Annotated in this window: 12 protein-coding genes; 5 read left to right on the top strand and 7 right to left on the bottom strand. The window is 70.6% G+C overall.

Annotation, left to right across the window (positions count from 1 at the left end; genetic code table 11):
* Nucleotides 1-88: 88 nt before the first annotated feature.
* Nucleotides 89-514 carry a hypothetical protein gene (locus WMF14_RS01020; RefSeq protein ID WP_272097257.1) on the bottom strand — a complete coding sequence of 142 codons (426 nt, stop codon included), beginning with the start codon at nt 512-514 and terminating at the stop codon, nt 89-91.
* A gap of 149 nt (nt 515-663) precedes the next feature.
* Here WMF14_RS01020 and WMF14_RS01015 point away from each other — a divergent pair, with 149 nt between their 5' ends.
* Nucleotides 664-1,305: a hypothetical protein gene (locus WMF14_RS01015; protein WP_437798345.1), complete on the top strand. Its 642-nt coding sequence runs from the start codon at nt 664-666 to the stop codon at nt 1,303-1,305.
* A 133-nt stretch (nt 1,306-1,438) separates the two neighbouring features.
* Here WMF14_RS01015 and WMF14_RS01010 read toward each other — a convergent pair whose 3' ends face one another.
* Entirely contained in the window at nt 1,439-1,798 is a 360-nt protein-coding gene (locus tag WMF14_RS01010; RefSeq protein WP_272097255.1) for an arsenate reductase family protein, read from the bottom strand.
* Nucleotides 1,799-2,531: 733 nt separating this feature from the next.
* On the opposite strand from WMF14_RS01010, the gene WMF14_RS01005 reads away from it, so the two are divergent.
* Complete coding sequence (locus WMF14_RS01005) at nt 2,532-3,872, top strand: sigma-70 family RNA polymerase sigma factor (protein ID WP_437327037.1); 1,341 nt, start codon at nt 2,532-2,534, stop codon at nt 3,870-3,872.
* A gap of 24 nt (nt 3,873-3,896) precedes the next feature.
* Here the strand turns inward: WMF14_RS01005 and WMF14_RS01000 are convergent, their stop codons facing one another.
* The 4 genes from WMF14_RS01000 to WMF14_RS00985 all read right to left on the bottom strand — a co-directional run bounded on the left by WMF14_RS01000 (nt 3,897) and on the right by WMF14_RS00985 (nt 6,335).
* A complete protein-coding gene (locus WMF14_RS01000) occupies nt 3,897-4,076 on the bottom strand; it encodes a hypothetical protein (RefSeq protein ID WP_437798344.1) in 180 nt (59 codons plus the stop codon).
* Nucleotides 4,073-4,612, bottom strand: coding sequence for a hypothetical protein (locus WMF14_RS00995; protein WP_437798343.1), 540 nt, complete (start codon nt 4,610-4,612; stop codon nt 4,073-4,075). Before WMF14_RS00995 ends, WMF14_RS01000 begins: the two co-directional genes overlap by 4 nt.
* The gene (locus tag WMF14_RS00990; RefSeq protein ID WP_437798342.1) at nt 4,573-4,872 is read right to left on the bottom strand and encodes a hypothetical protein; all 300 of its coding nucleotides are present in this window, start codon (nt 4,870-4,872) and stop codon (nt 4,573-4,575) included. The genes WMF14_RS00995 and WMF14_RS00990 overlap by 40 nt, the downstream gene beginning before the upstream one ends.
* Nucleotides 4,873-5,414: 542 nt before the next feature.
* The gene (locus WMF14_RS00985) at nt 5,415-6,335 is read right to left on the bottom strand and encodes a transposase (protein ID WP_437804447.1); all 921 of its coding nucleotides are present in this window, start codon (nt 6,333-6,335) and stop codon (nt 5,415-5,417) included.
* A gap of 1,068 nt (nt 6,336-7,403) precedes the next feature.
* Here WMF14_RS00985 and WMF14_RS00980 point away from each other — a divergent pair.
* On the top strand, nt 7,404-9,842 hold the full coding sequence (locus WMF14_RS00980) for a PAS domain-containing protein (protein WP_437798341.1): 2,439 nt from the start codon (nt 7,404-7,406) through the stop codon (nt 9,840-9,842).
* A 30-nt stretch (nt 9,843-9,872) separates the two neighbouring features.
* Here the strand turns inward: WMF14_RS00980 and WMF14_RS00975 are convergent, their stop codons facing one another.
* Nucleotides 9,873-10,781, bottom strand: coding sequence for an MBL fold metallo-hydrolase (locus tag WMF14_RS00975; RefSeq protein WP_437798340.1), 909 nt, complete (start codon nt 10,779-10,781; stop codon nt 9,873-9,875).
* Between the two features lie 360 nt (nt 10,782-11,141).
* Here WMF14_RS00975 and WMF14_RS00970 point away from each other — a divergent pair, with 360 nt between their 5' ends.
* Entirely contained in the window at nt 11,142-11,885 is a 744-nt protein-coding gene (locus WMF14_RS00970) for an AzlC family ABC transporter permease (protein ID WP_437798339.1), read from the top strand.
* Nucleotides 11,882-12,211: an AzlD domain-containing protein gene (locus WMF14_RS00965; protein ID WP_437798338.1), complete on the top strand. Its 330-nt coding sequence runs from the start codon at nt 11,882-11,884 to the stop codon at nt 12,209-12,211. The genes WMF14_RS00970 and WMF14_RS00965 overlap by 4 nt, the downstream gene beginning before the upstream one ends.
* Nucleotides 12,212-12,258: the final 47 nt, after the last annotated feature.

Raw genomic sequence — 12,258 nt, 5'->3', positions numbered from 1 at the left:
CCGATCCAATAACGGCGTCCATGGTCTCGTGACCGCGATGGCGGGCGAGTAGGCCCCTGCCCGCGGTCGCTCAGGCGAGCCGCGCGCGTCAGGGGTCGATCCACGTCCACGGGAAGTCGACCTCCACAAGCGTGTCGGCGCCGTCGAGCACGTCGACGCTCTCGACGCGCACGATATCGCTCATCGGATCTCCGTCGAAATCCACGAGCCAGACGTCGACGTCATAGTACCCCTCGGAGAGGCCGTCGATGGTGAGGCCGAGATCATCGCAGTCCCCCACCGCGTCGACGACGAGGAAGCCCGCCTCGTCCTCGACGCTGACCGCGACCCCGCTCACGTCGTGATCGAAGCACTCCCACGGGTCGTGGCTGCCGTCGATGGTCAGGGCGACGGTGAGCGAGCCGCGCGTGAGGTGATCGTGGTCATCGTCATGATCGACGACGATGCACCCCGTGAGCGAGGCAGTGGCGAGGACGCAGCCAGCGAGACCGGTGAGCACCTTCGAAAGTTTCATGGGGGTCGTCTTCCTTTATCCAAGTCTGGCGCTGTCGCGCCGATGCGCGGCACGGCAGCAAGCGCTATACCAGCGAGCGGCGCGCTGCGATGCGCCGGCGGCGCTCCGCCTTCGCCGGGTGGCACCGCAGTTGCTCCTGTGAACCCCCCATGGAGATGAACGTGCCAGTCCTCGATATTTCCTCCCCCAGAGCTGCGGCGCGCGCTCAGCAGCGCAGCAGCAGGCTCGCCGTGCTGGCCGCGCTCGTTGCGCTCGCGCTCCTCGGCGCGACCGGGTGCGTGGCAGAAGTCCACACAAGGGCCGCAGCGCCGGCGCATGCGACCGTCACGTACCAGGAGTTCGCGGTGTACGAGGAGCCGGTCGTTCACATCGCAGCGGCGCCGGTCCACGTCGAGGCCTACCCGCGCGTGTACTACCGCGGGACCTACGTCTACTATGTGGACGGCCGCTGGTACTACCCGTCGCACCACGGCTGGGTCTACTACCGCGACGAGCCGCGCGCCCTGGTCCGCTACCGCGTCGACTTCGAGCGACACGGCCATCATCACCATCACCACGTGCACCGCCCAACCACGGTCAGGCCGGCAGCGACGGTCCGGGCGGCGGCCACGGTCCGAACGGGGGCCTCGGTCAGGCCGGCAACCTCGGTCAGGCCGGCAACCTCGGTCAGGGCGGGGGCGACGGTGACCGCAGGAGCCACGGTCAGGCCGGCGACTCCGGCGAAGCCAGCGAAGAAGCATCGCGTGGAGCGTCGACGGCACCACGTGGAGGAGAGGCACCCCGAGCGCTGACGGCCGTCTCATCGTTGGCACAAACGTTGCGCATGTACCAGCGACGCGGGGCGTCGCATGACCGCGCTCCCCTCGGGGGCGCCTCGGCCCGCGCGCGGGTCCTGCCTCCCCGATCCCCTAGCCCGCCCTCCCGCTACCCACCCTTCGCGGCGTCGGCAAAGGCCTTCCAGGTCGCCTCGGCCGCGCCCACGCAGGCGCGCGTCCCGTCGCGCACAATGGGCGTGCGGAGCAGGAGCGGATCGTCGACGAGGAGCTCCGCGATCCGCGCCTCGCTCGGGCCGAGGTGCTGGAGGCCCCGCTCCTTCACCCGCGCGCTCTCTGCGTCGTAAAGCGCGCGCACGCCGCCCACCGCGCGCGCCACGCTCGCGAGCTCCCCCTTGGAGAGGCCCTTCTCGCGCAGATCGACGAGCTGCACCTTGATGCCCCGGTCGGCGAAGAACCGCTGCGCCGCCCGCGTCGCCTTGCACTTGGCCGTGCCGAAGATCTGGATCATGCGCGTCGCTCCTCGGTGAAATGGCTACCTCTCCGCTCCGGAGGGCAGCGCGGGCGCGGAGCATAGCAACCGTTGCCCGGACGGCGCAGGGCCAGCGGCGCGCAGGACGCTCCGCGTCGTTCCCGAGACGCTTCATCCCGAAGCGCCCTCGAAACGCTTCGCCCCGAAGCGCAGCTCAGCAGCGCCGCCGCGCGCGCGGGTCGATTCTTCCGACCTGCGGTGCCGTCCGCTGCCGTCTTGGATCCATCCGCCCCGTCGCGGCCGCTCCACCAGGTGGCGACCTCGCTTCGCCCTACGAGGCCGCCCGCTCCGGTCTCGCCCCCCTCCCCCCGCCGGACGGTCCCGGCATGCCGCGACCTCGCCGTGTCCCCCTCCGAGGCCGCCCGTGTCGGTTCGAGGGCGACCCCCTCGCGAGGCCCTCCGCCATTTCGTCACGTCGCGCCCTCCGGCCCCCCTCCCCCGCGCGGTCGAGCGTGACGCGGCCGCTCGCCCGGCAATGTATGCTCGTCCGGCAACGCCCACGCGCGCGCCGCCATCCCAGGACAACGAGAACGCGCCGCGCCGAGCGGGGCAACAACACCGAAAAACGTCGGTAAAATGCGCCATGTCGACGGTCGATTCGTTTTCCTATTTACGTCCTCGGCGGTTAGGATATCGAGGCGCATCGATGATCGTGCCCCCTCACACCCTTCGCGGTCGGGTACGACGCAGCGGCAACACTGGAGCGCATTGAATGAGGTTCCGTCCCTCGCTCTCGACGAGCGAGTCCGAATCGAGTCATCCCGTTTCCATCGCTTCCGCGGGCGGACGCGCGGGCGAGCGCGCGCCGGCTCGGCGTGCGAAGGCCGCCAGCGCGCAAGCCACGCTCGGAGCGACCGAGCTCTACTTCCGGTCGCTCGCCGGCAGCCAGCCGCTGACGCGCGAAGGCGAGGTCGCGATAGGCCGTCGTATCGAGGCGGGCACGCTCGCCTGCTTCGAGGCGTGGGTCCGGTCGCCCGTCGCCCTGCGCGAGCTCGCCTCGACGGCGGAGGACGTCCAGGTCGGGGCGCTGAGCCTCCGCGATCTGCTGTGCGAGGCCGACGCGGGTGATCCCGAGGCGGACGCCTCCGCGAAGCGGCTCGCGGAGCTGCTCGGGCTCGCCCGCTCGCTCCTCGGCCGGCAGATCGCCGAAGACGGCGTGGAGACCGCCCTCGCGGGCCTCGCCGCAGGCCTCGCCGAGCTGCGCCTCGATCCGACCTTCGAGGAGCGCATCGAGCGGAGCCTTCGTGCAGCAGCGGCCGAGGCCGACAAGGCCGAGCGCGCCACGATCGAGGCCACGCTCGCGGCGATCGCCCGGGGGCGCCGCGCCGTCGCCCAGGCGAAGTCCGAGCTCGTCCAGGCGAACCTCCGGCTTGCGGTCGCCATCGCGCGGGAGCACCAGCGCTTCGGCGTCCCGTTGCTCGACCTCGTGCAGGAGGGGAACCTCGGCCTGATCCGCGCCGCCGACAAGTTCGAGTACCGCCGCGGCCACCGCTTCGGCACCTACGCCGCGTGGTGGATCAAGCAGGCCATCAAGCGGACGATCCTCAACCAGGGAAAGCCCGTTCGGATGCCGGTCCACCTCACCGCGATCCGGAGCCAGGTGGTGCGCGCCCGGCGAGATCTGGTGCAGGAGCGGGGGCGCGAGCCTTCCGTCGAGGAGATCGCGGAGCGCAGCGGCCTCACCGTGGAGAAGGTGCGGGTGATCAGCGAGCTCGCGCTCGAGCCGCTCAGCCTCGACGCCCCCGTCGGCGAAGAGGGGGATACCCGGTACGGCGATCTGCTGGCCAACGACGAGCCCACGCCCGCGGACATGCTGGCCCGGCGCCGCCTGATCGAGCAGACGCGCGAGCTGCTCGACTCGCTGCAGCCGCGCGAGCGCGAGCTCCTGCGGCGCCGCTTCGGCCTCGACGGCAACGAAGACGAGACGCTCGAGGAGATCGGGCAGTCGTTCTCGCTGACGCGGGAGCGCATCCGTCAGATCGAGGCGAAGCTGCTCGAGAAGCTCCGGACGCGCTCGCGGCAACGAGAGCTCGGCTCTTATCTCGAGGGGTGAGGGCGCGGGTAGCGCCGGCGCGCTTCAGCAGCTGTACCCGACCGCCCCGCCCAGCCCGTGAGACGAGCCGTTCTCGTACGCGACCTCGACGTGGTTGGGCACAAGGGCGACCTCGAAGATTATGCGCCACTGCACGGGCAGGCCGGGGCCGAGGGCCACGCGCGCGCCGAACGCGCCGCCGGCCTCGGGGAGCCCGTCGCTCAACGTCCCGGCGAAGAAGTAGACCGGCGTGACGGGGGACCGAGCGTGTAGCGCGCGACGCGCACCTCGCCGTCGAAGCCACGACGATCGTCAACGTCGGTCGAGCCGGCGCTCGCCGAGAGCCCGCGGAGAGGTACGGAACCCACGACGCGCTGTCGGGCCGGTAGACCCGCACCAGCCGAGGAGCAGCCTGCTCTCGAGGACCCGCACGCCGCTGCCCGCGCGCGCACCGAAGGCGAGATCCATCTGAAAACGCCGCATCGGATAGGCGAGGGCAGCGCCCGGGGCGAGGGCGCCGGCCATCCCTGACACGGCCGCGAGCTTCCACGCGGCGCGCGTCCCTGTCGCCCGGTCCCGATCTGACCTTGGCCGTCGCTGCCCCAGCAGAACACCCCGCCCTCCTCGTCCAGCGCGCAGGTGTGCTCCCGCCCGGCGGCGAGAGGGGACCGCGCGCATGTCGAGCGCCGCCCGCACCGGCACGGAGACCAGGTTGGTTTTCCTAGGAGCCGAGCTGGCCGCTCTGGTTGGAGCCCCAGCACACGACGCTGCCGTCGTCGAGCAGCGCGCAGCTGTGGCGCCTGCCGGCGACGACGGCCCTCGCACCGGCAACGCTCTCGACGAGGGTGACGCCGACGACCTCGACGACCTCGTCGGCGCTGTCGAAGATGGGCCCGCCGCCGCTCTGGCCGTTGAGGTCCCAACCCCAGCACGCCACCTGTCCCGTGCCGAGCGCAGCGCAGCTGTGGCGTCCGCCCGCCGCCCGCCGCCCCCGCCGCAACGTCGGTCGCGCCGCGCACACCGTCCTTGCGGGCGGCTCCGTCTCCCCGGCACCACACCGTGCCTAGGTGCATCTTACCGTGTTCCCGCGGCTTCTATCGCACGCTCTGGCTCGGCCACGCCAGCCGACGATCCGGCCCGGTGCACGACAACCGGGTAAAAACGCCCGTTCCAACAGCACCTGACACGGATTGAGCAGGCAAACGACCCTACCCAAACGACCCGGGTTGCGTCGGCCCCAAAACGCCCCAAAACGACTGACCTAGGTTGCATCGCGACCAGGTTGCCGCGGCCGGGAGTGCGGCCGCGGCTACCCGGAATGACTATCCCATGGGTTCGCCTTCCGATAGGAATCATCCCGCTCGGCCAACCATAGCGTACAGTTCGCTGCCTCTGACGCCGCTTCCTACGCGTTCGGCACCGCCTGCAGCCGTACGAAAGGGTATACCGCAGCACGCCGCTTCGGCCGTCCACACCGCCGGCCCCAGACGGACGCGCCCCACGACAAGGCGCGGATGCCCTTGCCCGTCCTGCCCGCCTCCCTGCCGCGCCGCTGCTAAGGCTCTACACCGTGAGCACGACGTCGGCCACGCTGGCGCCGTGAAACGTGCGCATCCACCACGTCCCCGCGGGGAATACAGCGCTGCGCACGCCGGCACACCATCGTTCGAGTGCCGCACGGTACGACGCGCGAAACGCACGCACAGCGGCACCTGCGATTCGCCACGCGTCCCCCTGATTGCGACCAACCGCAAACGTCGGATTGCCGTAGCGCAGCGGCTCGAAGCTCGTCACGCGCTCGTAAGGGGACACCCTGCTGGCCCTCTCGGCGCCCAAGAAGCGAAGTCCTCGTCGCTGCACCTCCGCGCGGGCCCGCGCTTCCTGTCGCTCGAGCTCGGCAGAGACATCCTGGCGAAAGCTCTCCGCGCTGTCCTGCCCGATGGCTGGCGGAAGCGCGAGCGAGACGGTCACCTCCTCGGGCCACTGGGGGTTTTCCGGGTCGAGATACACCGAAGGCCGTGCCGCGCGCAGGACGCCGCGACCGAGCTCGTCCACATTTACCTTGGCGCCCGGCCACTCGCGAGCATGCTGCACCAGGCCAGCGGCGACGGGATTCGCCATGACGTAAGCAATCTTCTCCACCACCGCCGCGCGCGTCAGCAGCCGCACCACGCTCGTGGCCTTGTGGTCCCACACGGGGCCTTCCCACCCGCGAAGCACCTTCGTGCCGAGCGCGACGATGCGATGGAAGAATTGCAAGAACCGCGGCAGGACGCCCCTCGTGTCTGTCACGACCAGGTGCAGATGCGTTGACATGGCGCAGAGCGCATGGACCTCGATGCCGTAACGGCGGGTCGACACCGCGAGGACGTAGACGAGGAGCCGGGTGATTGCCGCGTCCGGGCGGAAGAGCAGGTGCCGGCGCAGGACGCGACGGGTGATGAGGTAGGTGGCTCCGGCAGCGATCTCGCGGGGCTGGCTCATGACAGGTGCACCGTGACAAGCTTTGTGCCACGGGTTTTCGTCAATCATTTCGCTGCTCGACCACGCTTCGTGGGTGGCGGCCGCCTGGCGGTCCGCCACCTGAGCTGGAGCCGTTGCCTACTCCCCAGCCTGACCTGGGTTGCTGTTAGTCCGACCCAGGTCGGAACGCCAACCTGGTCTGCGAACCTGGCCCACCGCCAACCTGGGTCGGACCCGATGCAAACCTTCGGTCCGCTGGGTCCGCCGCGCCAACCTGGGTGGGGTCCGAACCTGGGAACCGCAACGCTCACACTGTAACTCACATTTTCTCTTGCGCATCTACGGCGCCCAGCCGTATGGCATCGACGGGCCGCGAAGACGCTTCTGAACGGGGGAGGATGAAAGCCAGCTGGAACCTCGCCGCGCAAACGCCGGGGGGGCTTCCTGCATAGCGTGAATCATGAGGTGCGCCTCTGCGCACGCCGCGAGGAAGCGCCGCCGTCGGCACGATGGTTCACCGGAATTCCCCTGTCCGGGTGGGATTGGCCATCACGGAGCCAGAGCCCGCGCACTTGTGCGGCGCAACCGAGATATGCCACCTCTGCAGGCCTGGGTGCGCCCGGCGGCGTTCGACCCCTACAGCGACGATGGGAGATTGCCGTCAGTATACAAATCGCCCACGCACTTCGAGAGGTACGGGAGCGCTTGACCTTCGCCACAAGGGAGCGACGCCGCCCAGTAGCCGCCTCCCAGCGCGCTGGCCGTTGCGTATTTCCTCGCCCGGGTCCTCCTCGGCCGGCGCGGGCGCCGCAGAGCCGCCGCCGGCCTGCACCGGCCCGGGCTGTGGACGGCCCCGTGAACCACGGTTGCGGCGCGACGACGAAGGCTCCGCGCGAAGGCTCCGCGTGAACCAGGTTGCGGCGCGGAGGCTCGTGATAGTCTCGCTTCGCGCTCACCAGCATCCGGGTAGAAGGCGCAAGGGGCGGATTGAACAGCGACGACAGAGGGCGCGGTGCCGAACGGGGTGGACCGTCCAGGGAACGACGCCGCGGGGATCCGTCGGCGCCGGACGACACGCTGGCACGCGCCGTGGCCGACGCGTCGATGGCCCTCTCGCGCGCCGGCGATGACAGTCCGCAGCAAGCGATCGTGGTGGCGGCGGCGCGCGTCCTCCACGCCGACATCGCCTGCCTCTACGATGTCGCGCAGGCGCCGCACCCGCTCGGGCTCGTCGCCTGCGCAGGCGGCAGCGCGGACTCGCTGGACCCCCTGCGGCGCCTGCCGCTCGACGCCCCGAGCCTCGCCGGCGCCGCCGCCCGCACGGGCATCGTGCAGGTCGCGCCCGAGGACGAGAGCGCCGACGCGCTCCTGGACGCCGGCCATCTGCGCCGACGCTGCGGCTGTACCCACGCGTTCGCGATCCCCATCGCCTTCGCCGGCACCCTGCGCGCGGTGCTGCTCTGCGCCACGGCGCAGCCCGCCCTCCCGGAGGCCGAGCTGCTCGAGATCGCGGGCGCCTTGTCGAGCCTCTTCGGGATGGCGCTCACCGCCGCCGAGCTGCACGCCCAGCGCGCACGGATCGAGCAGCTGGAGCGGGAGAACCACGAGCTCGAGCGCTCGCGCGAGCAGCTCCACGCGACGATCGCGGAAGCCAGGCAGACGGAGGCAGCGCTCCGGCTGAGCGAGGACAGCCTCGCCCGCGCGCAGAGGTTGGCGAAGCTGGGCAACTGGGACTGGCACATTCCAAGCAATGAGCTGCTCTGGTCCGAGGAGTGTTATCGAATGCTGGGCCTGTCCCGCGACGCCGGCACGATCACCTACGAGCGGTTCATCGACCGCATCCACCCGGAGGACCGAGAGGGTGTGATACGCTCCGTCGACCTCGCGCTCCAGGGCACCCTGCCCTATTGTGTCGATTACCGGATCGTCCGCCCGAACGGCGAAGAGCGCTTCCTCCACACCGAGGCGGACGTGCTCCGCGCCGAGGACGGCTCTCCGCTGCGGATGATCGGCACGGCCCTCGACGTCACCGAGCAGCGGCGCGCCGATCGAGCCTTGCGGCTGAGCGAGGAGCGCCTCCGGATGATCGCGGAGCACGCGAGCGACGTCATCTTCCATATACGGCTCGGCCCGGAAGGGGGCTACGAGTACATCAACCCCGCCGTCCTCGATCACACCGGCTATCCGCCCGAGGCCTGGTACGAGGACCCTGAGCTGTTCGTCACCCTGATCCATCCCGAGGACGTCGGGCGCTATCATGCGTTCGTCGAGCACATGGCCGCGGCCGGCGGCCGGCTCACCTTCCGGATCATCGACAGGAGCCGCCGGACCCGCTGGGTCTCGACCCACATCACGATCCAGCGCGACGAGCACGGAAAGCCGATCGCCGGGATCGGCATCTCGCGCGACGTCACCTCGGAGAAGCTCGCCGACGAGGAGCGCGAGCAGCTCCTCGGACAGCTCGCGGCCGAGCGGCGCTGGCTCCACGCGGTCATCGAGCGCTCGCCGGTCGGCATCCTCCTCCTCGACCGGGCCGGCGCGCAGATCGCCCGGAATCGCCGCGCCCAGGAGCTCGCCGGGACAGACTCGCCGCCCGGGCTGCCGGGCGCATGGTGGCTGTGCCTGCCCGACGGACAGCCCCTCACGGACGAGGAGCAGCCGTCGGCGGGCGCGCTGCGTGGCGAGGTCACGAGCTCGAGGGAGCTGTCGCTCCGACGCGCCGACGGCACCATGCTGGCGGTGCTCGCGAGCGCGGGCCCCATCGTCGACGGGAACGGCAAGCTGCTCGGCGCGGTCGTCGTGTTCGACGACATCACCCGGCTCAAGGAGCTCGAGCGGCTCAAGGAAGAGTGGACGTCGGTCGTCGCGCACGACCTGAAGCAGCCCGTGACGACGATCATCGGCTATGCGACCCAGCTCGAACGGAAGCCCCAGGTCGCGACCGCGGTGAAGACGAGGGCGGGACACATCCTGGCGAGCGCCAAGCGGCTCGGGCGGATGGTCTCCGATCTCACGGACATCTCCCAGATCGAGTCGCGTCGCCTCGCGATCGAGCGCGCTCCCATCGACCTGCGCGCGCTCGTGGAGGCGGTCGTCGAGCGGATGGGGAGCGAGACCGAGGGGCGCGCTGTCGACGTCGAGAGCCGCGGCGAGATCCCGATCGTGCACGCGGACGCCGGGCGCGTCGAGCAGGTGCTCAGCAACCTCATCTCCAACGCCGTGAAATACGGTGATTTAGAGACCCCGATACAGGTGGCGCTGGAGCGGCGCGACGACGCGGTGCAGATCTCCATCCGCAACAGCGGCCGTGGGATCCCGGCCGAGGATCTCCCGCTCCTGTTCGAGCGCTTCTTCCGGGGAAAGGCGAAGGAGGAGCGCGTGGTCGGCCTCGGCCTCGGCCTGTACATCGCGAAGCGGCTCGTCGAGGCCCACGACGGCAGGATCTGGGTCGAGAGCCCCGAGGGGGGTCACACGACGTTCCATTTCACGCTTCCGGTGGCGGCGGCGCCGCGCCGGGATGCGATGTGATCACGAGCCGCCCTGGCCTGCTGTGCGCGGTCAGCGCGCGCCCGCGACCGAAGCGGGGATCCACAGCGGTGGCTCGGGCACGCCCCTCCCCGCTCCGGCCGGCACAGCATGGCTTCGTCCGGTGATGCGCTCGAACTCCACGACGTCATGAGAGCACACGAGCCTTACCTCGTGGCCGCGCTCCTCGCGCAGCGCGCGCAGCCGTCGCTGGTTCTCGAGCCGCGCGCCGCGGTCCTTCTCCATCATGAACTGATAGAGACGCAGACCCGGCGTGCACGCCGGCCGAACCGGGTCCATCTCTCGGTGATAGAAGTAGGCGTCGCCGGCGAGGAGCAGCCAGCCGCCGTCGCTCCGGACAGCCACGCCAGCGTGGCCCAGCGTGTGACCGATGAGCGGGACGAAGAGCACCTCGTCCTTCAAACCACCCACCGGCCGCGCGCCCTCGAAGCCAAACCAGCGCTCGCCGCCGCCCGAGGGGTAGGCGATCCAGTTCGGCTGCGTCGACCACTGAGCCGGCCGGTAGCGCATCCGGTCGAGGAGCGTCCGCCGAGCGACCGCGGCGTCACGCTCGTCGGCGAGCAGATGGACCTGCGCTCCAGGAAAATCGTCGAGGCCGCCGGCATGGTCGAAATCGAGGTGGGTGAGCACGATATGGCGGACCTCCTCGGGTCGAAGGCCCAGACGCTCGATCTGCCGGCGCGCGGTCATCTCGGCGCGGAACTCCGGTCGCACGAGGAAGAGGAAGAACCGGCTGAGCCGCTTCCTCGCCATCGAGACGTCCAGCAGCCCAAGCCCGGTGTCCACGAGGACCAGGCCGCTCTCCGTTTCGAGGAGCAAGCAATGGCACGTCAGCCTCCCGCGGAGCCCCAGGGTCCGCCCGTCCATCAGCGCGCCGCCGACCGGGCAAGTCGAGATGCAGTTCAGATGATGGATTCGCACGGACGCATCTCCCCCCTTCGCGGCTACCCTGCTCCCGCGACGACCGCTCGACGAGCCGGCGCCGACGCGGACCCACGGCTCGGTGTGCGCTCGAACTGCTCATCGCGACCCGCTCGCCGGAGATCCCACGACCAGAGCCTGGGCTCACCGGAGCGCATGAGGCACCGTGATTGCACGGGGTATGCCGAGCGCCTCGAGGAGGTCGATCGCGCCGCGCGCCCGGGCCCACGCCACGAGATCCCTGCTCCGGGGCGCGGCGCGAGAGCACCGCGGTTCAGGCCGCCCTGAACGGGAGGCGTCCTGGATGGGCGGCCTTGACTTTCGTACCCCGCCTGGACACTTCCTGACCCCGAGCGGCCCATGTCCTTCGCCCGCGCCACCGCGCGCCACCCCGAGTTTCGCCGCGGCGCGCGCGAGATGCTGCACGTGTCGCCCGGCGTCGCCGCCTGGGGCCTTGTGACCGGCGTCGCGATGGTCAAGAGCGGGCTCACGGCGCCGCTCGCGGTGCTCATGTCGCTCGTGGTCTTCGCCGGCAGCGCGCAGCTCGCCACGATGCCGCTGCTCGCGTCCGGCGCGCCGCTCTGGGTCGTCTGGGCCACCGCCGCCTGCGTGAACCTGCGCTTCGTGATCTTCAGCGCGATGTGGCGGCCCTACTTCGCGCGGCTCCCCAGGTGGCGACGGTGCCTGTGCGGCTATTTCAGCGGCGACCTGAACTACGTGATCTTCAGGGAGCGCTTCCCCGCGATCGAGCCGGCGCCCGAGCAGGAGCCCTACTTCTGGGGCGGCGTTGCGATGAACTGGTCTGCATGGCAAGGCGCATCGCTGAGCGGCATCGCGCTGGCCAACGTGATCCCGGTCGAATGGGGCCTGGGCTTCGCCGGCGTGCTCGCGCTGCTGGGCATCACCTGCTCGCTGCTCCAGGACAGGGCCACCTGGCTGGCCGCCGGCACCGCCGCCAGCGCCGCGGTGGCCGCCTACGCGCTGCCGCTGAAGCTCAACATCCTCGTCGCGATCGCCGCCGCGGTCGCGGTGGGCCTGGGCCTCGAGGCGGCCGAGGAGGCGCAACGACGCGCGCGCAAGGTGAGCGAAGAGGCCGGACGATGAGCGCCTGGGAGACCCTCGTGGCCATCCTCGGCCTCTCGCTGATCACCGCGTTCACCCGCGCCTTCTTCCTGTACCCCGACCGGGATCTGCCGATGCCAGGTTGGCTCAGGCGCGGACTGCGCTACGCGCCGCTGGCAGCCCTGGCGGCCGTGATCGTGCCCGAGGTGGTGATGACCCAGGGACACCTCATCGCGACCTTCCAGGACGCGCGGCTGCCCGCGAGCATCGCGGCCGGCGCCTACTACTTCTCCCGCCGCGGCATCCTCGGAACCATCGTGATCGGGATGGCTGTGTTCTTGCCGCTGCGCATCGGGCTGGGCTGGTAGTGCGCGGGCGCGCAGGTTCTCCTGAGGCGCCAAGGCTGGTACGCTGG

Source organism: Sorangium sp. So ce693 (assembly GCF_051521375.1).
GTDB classification, from domain to species: Bacteria; Myxococcota_A; Polyangia; order Polyangiales; family Polyangiaceae; genus Sorangium; species Sorangium atrum.
Note: the sequence above shows the minus strand (reverse complement) of the source record. Positions and strands in the feature narration are given on the sequence as shown.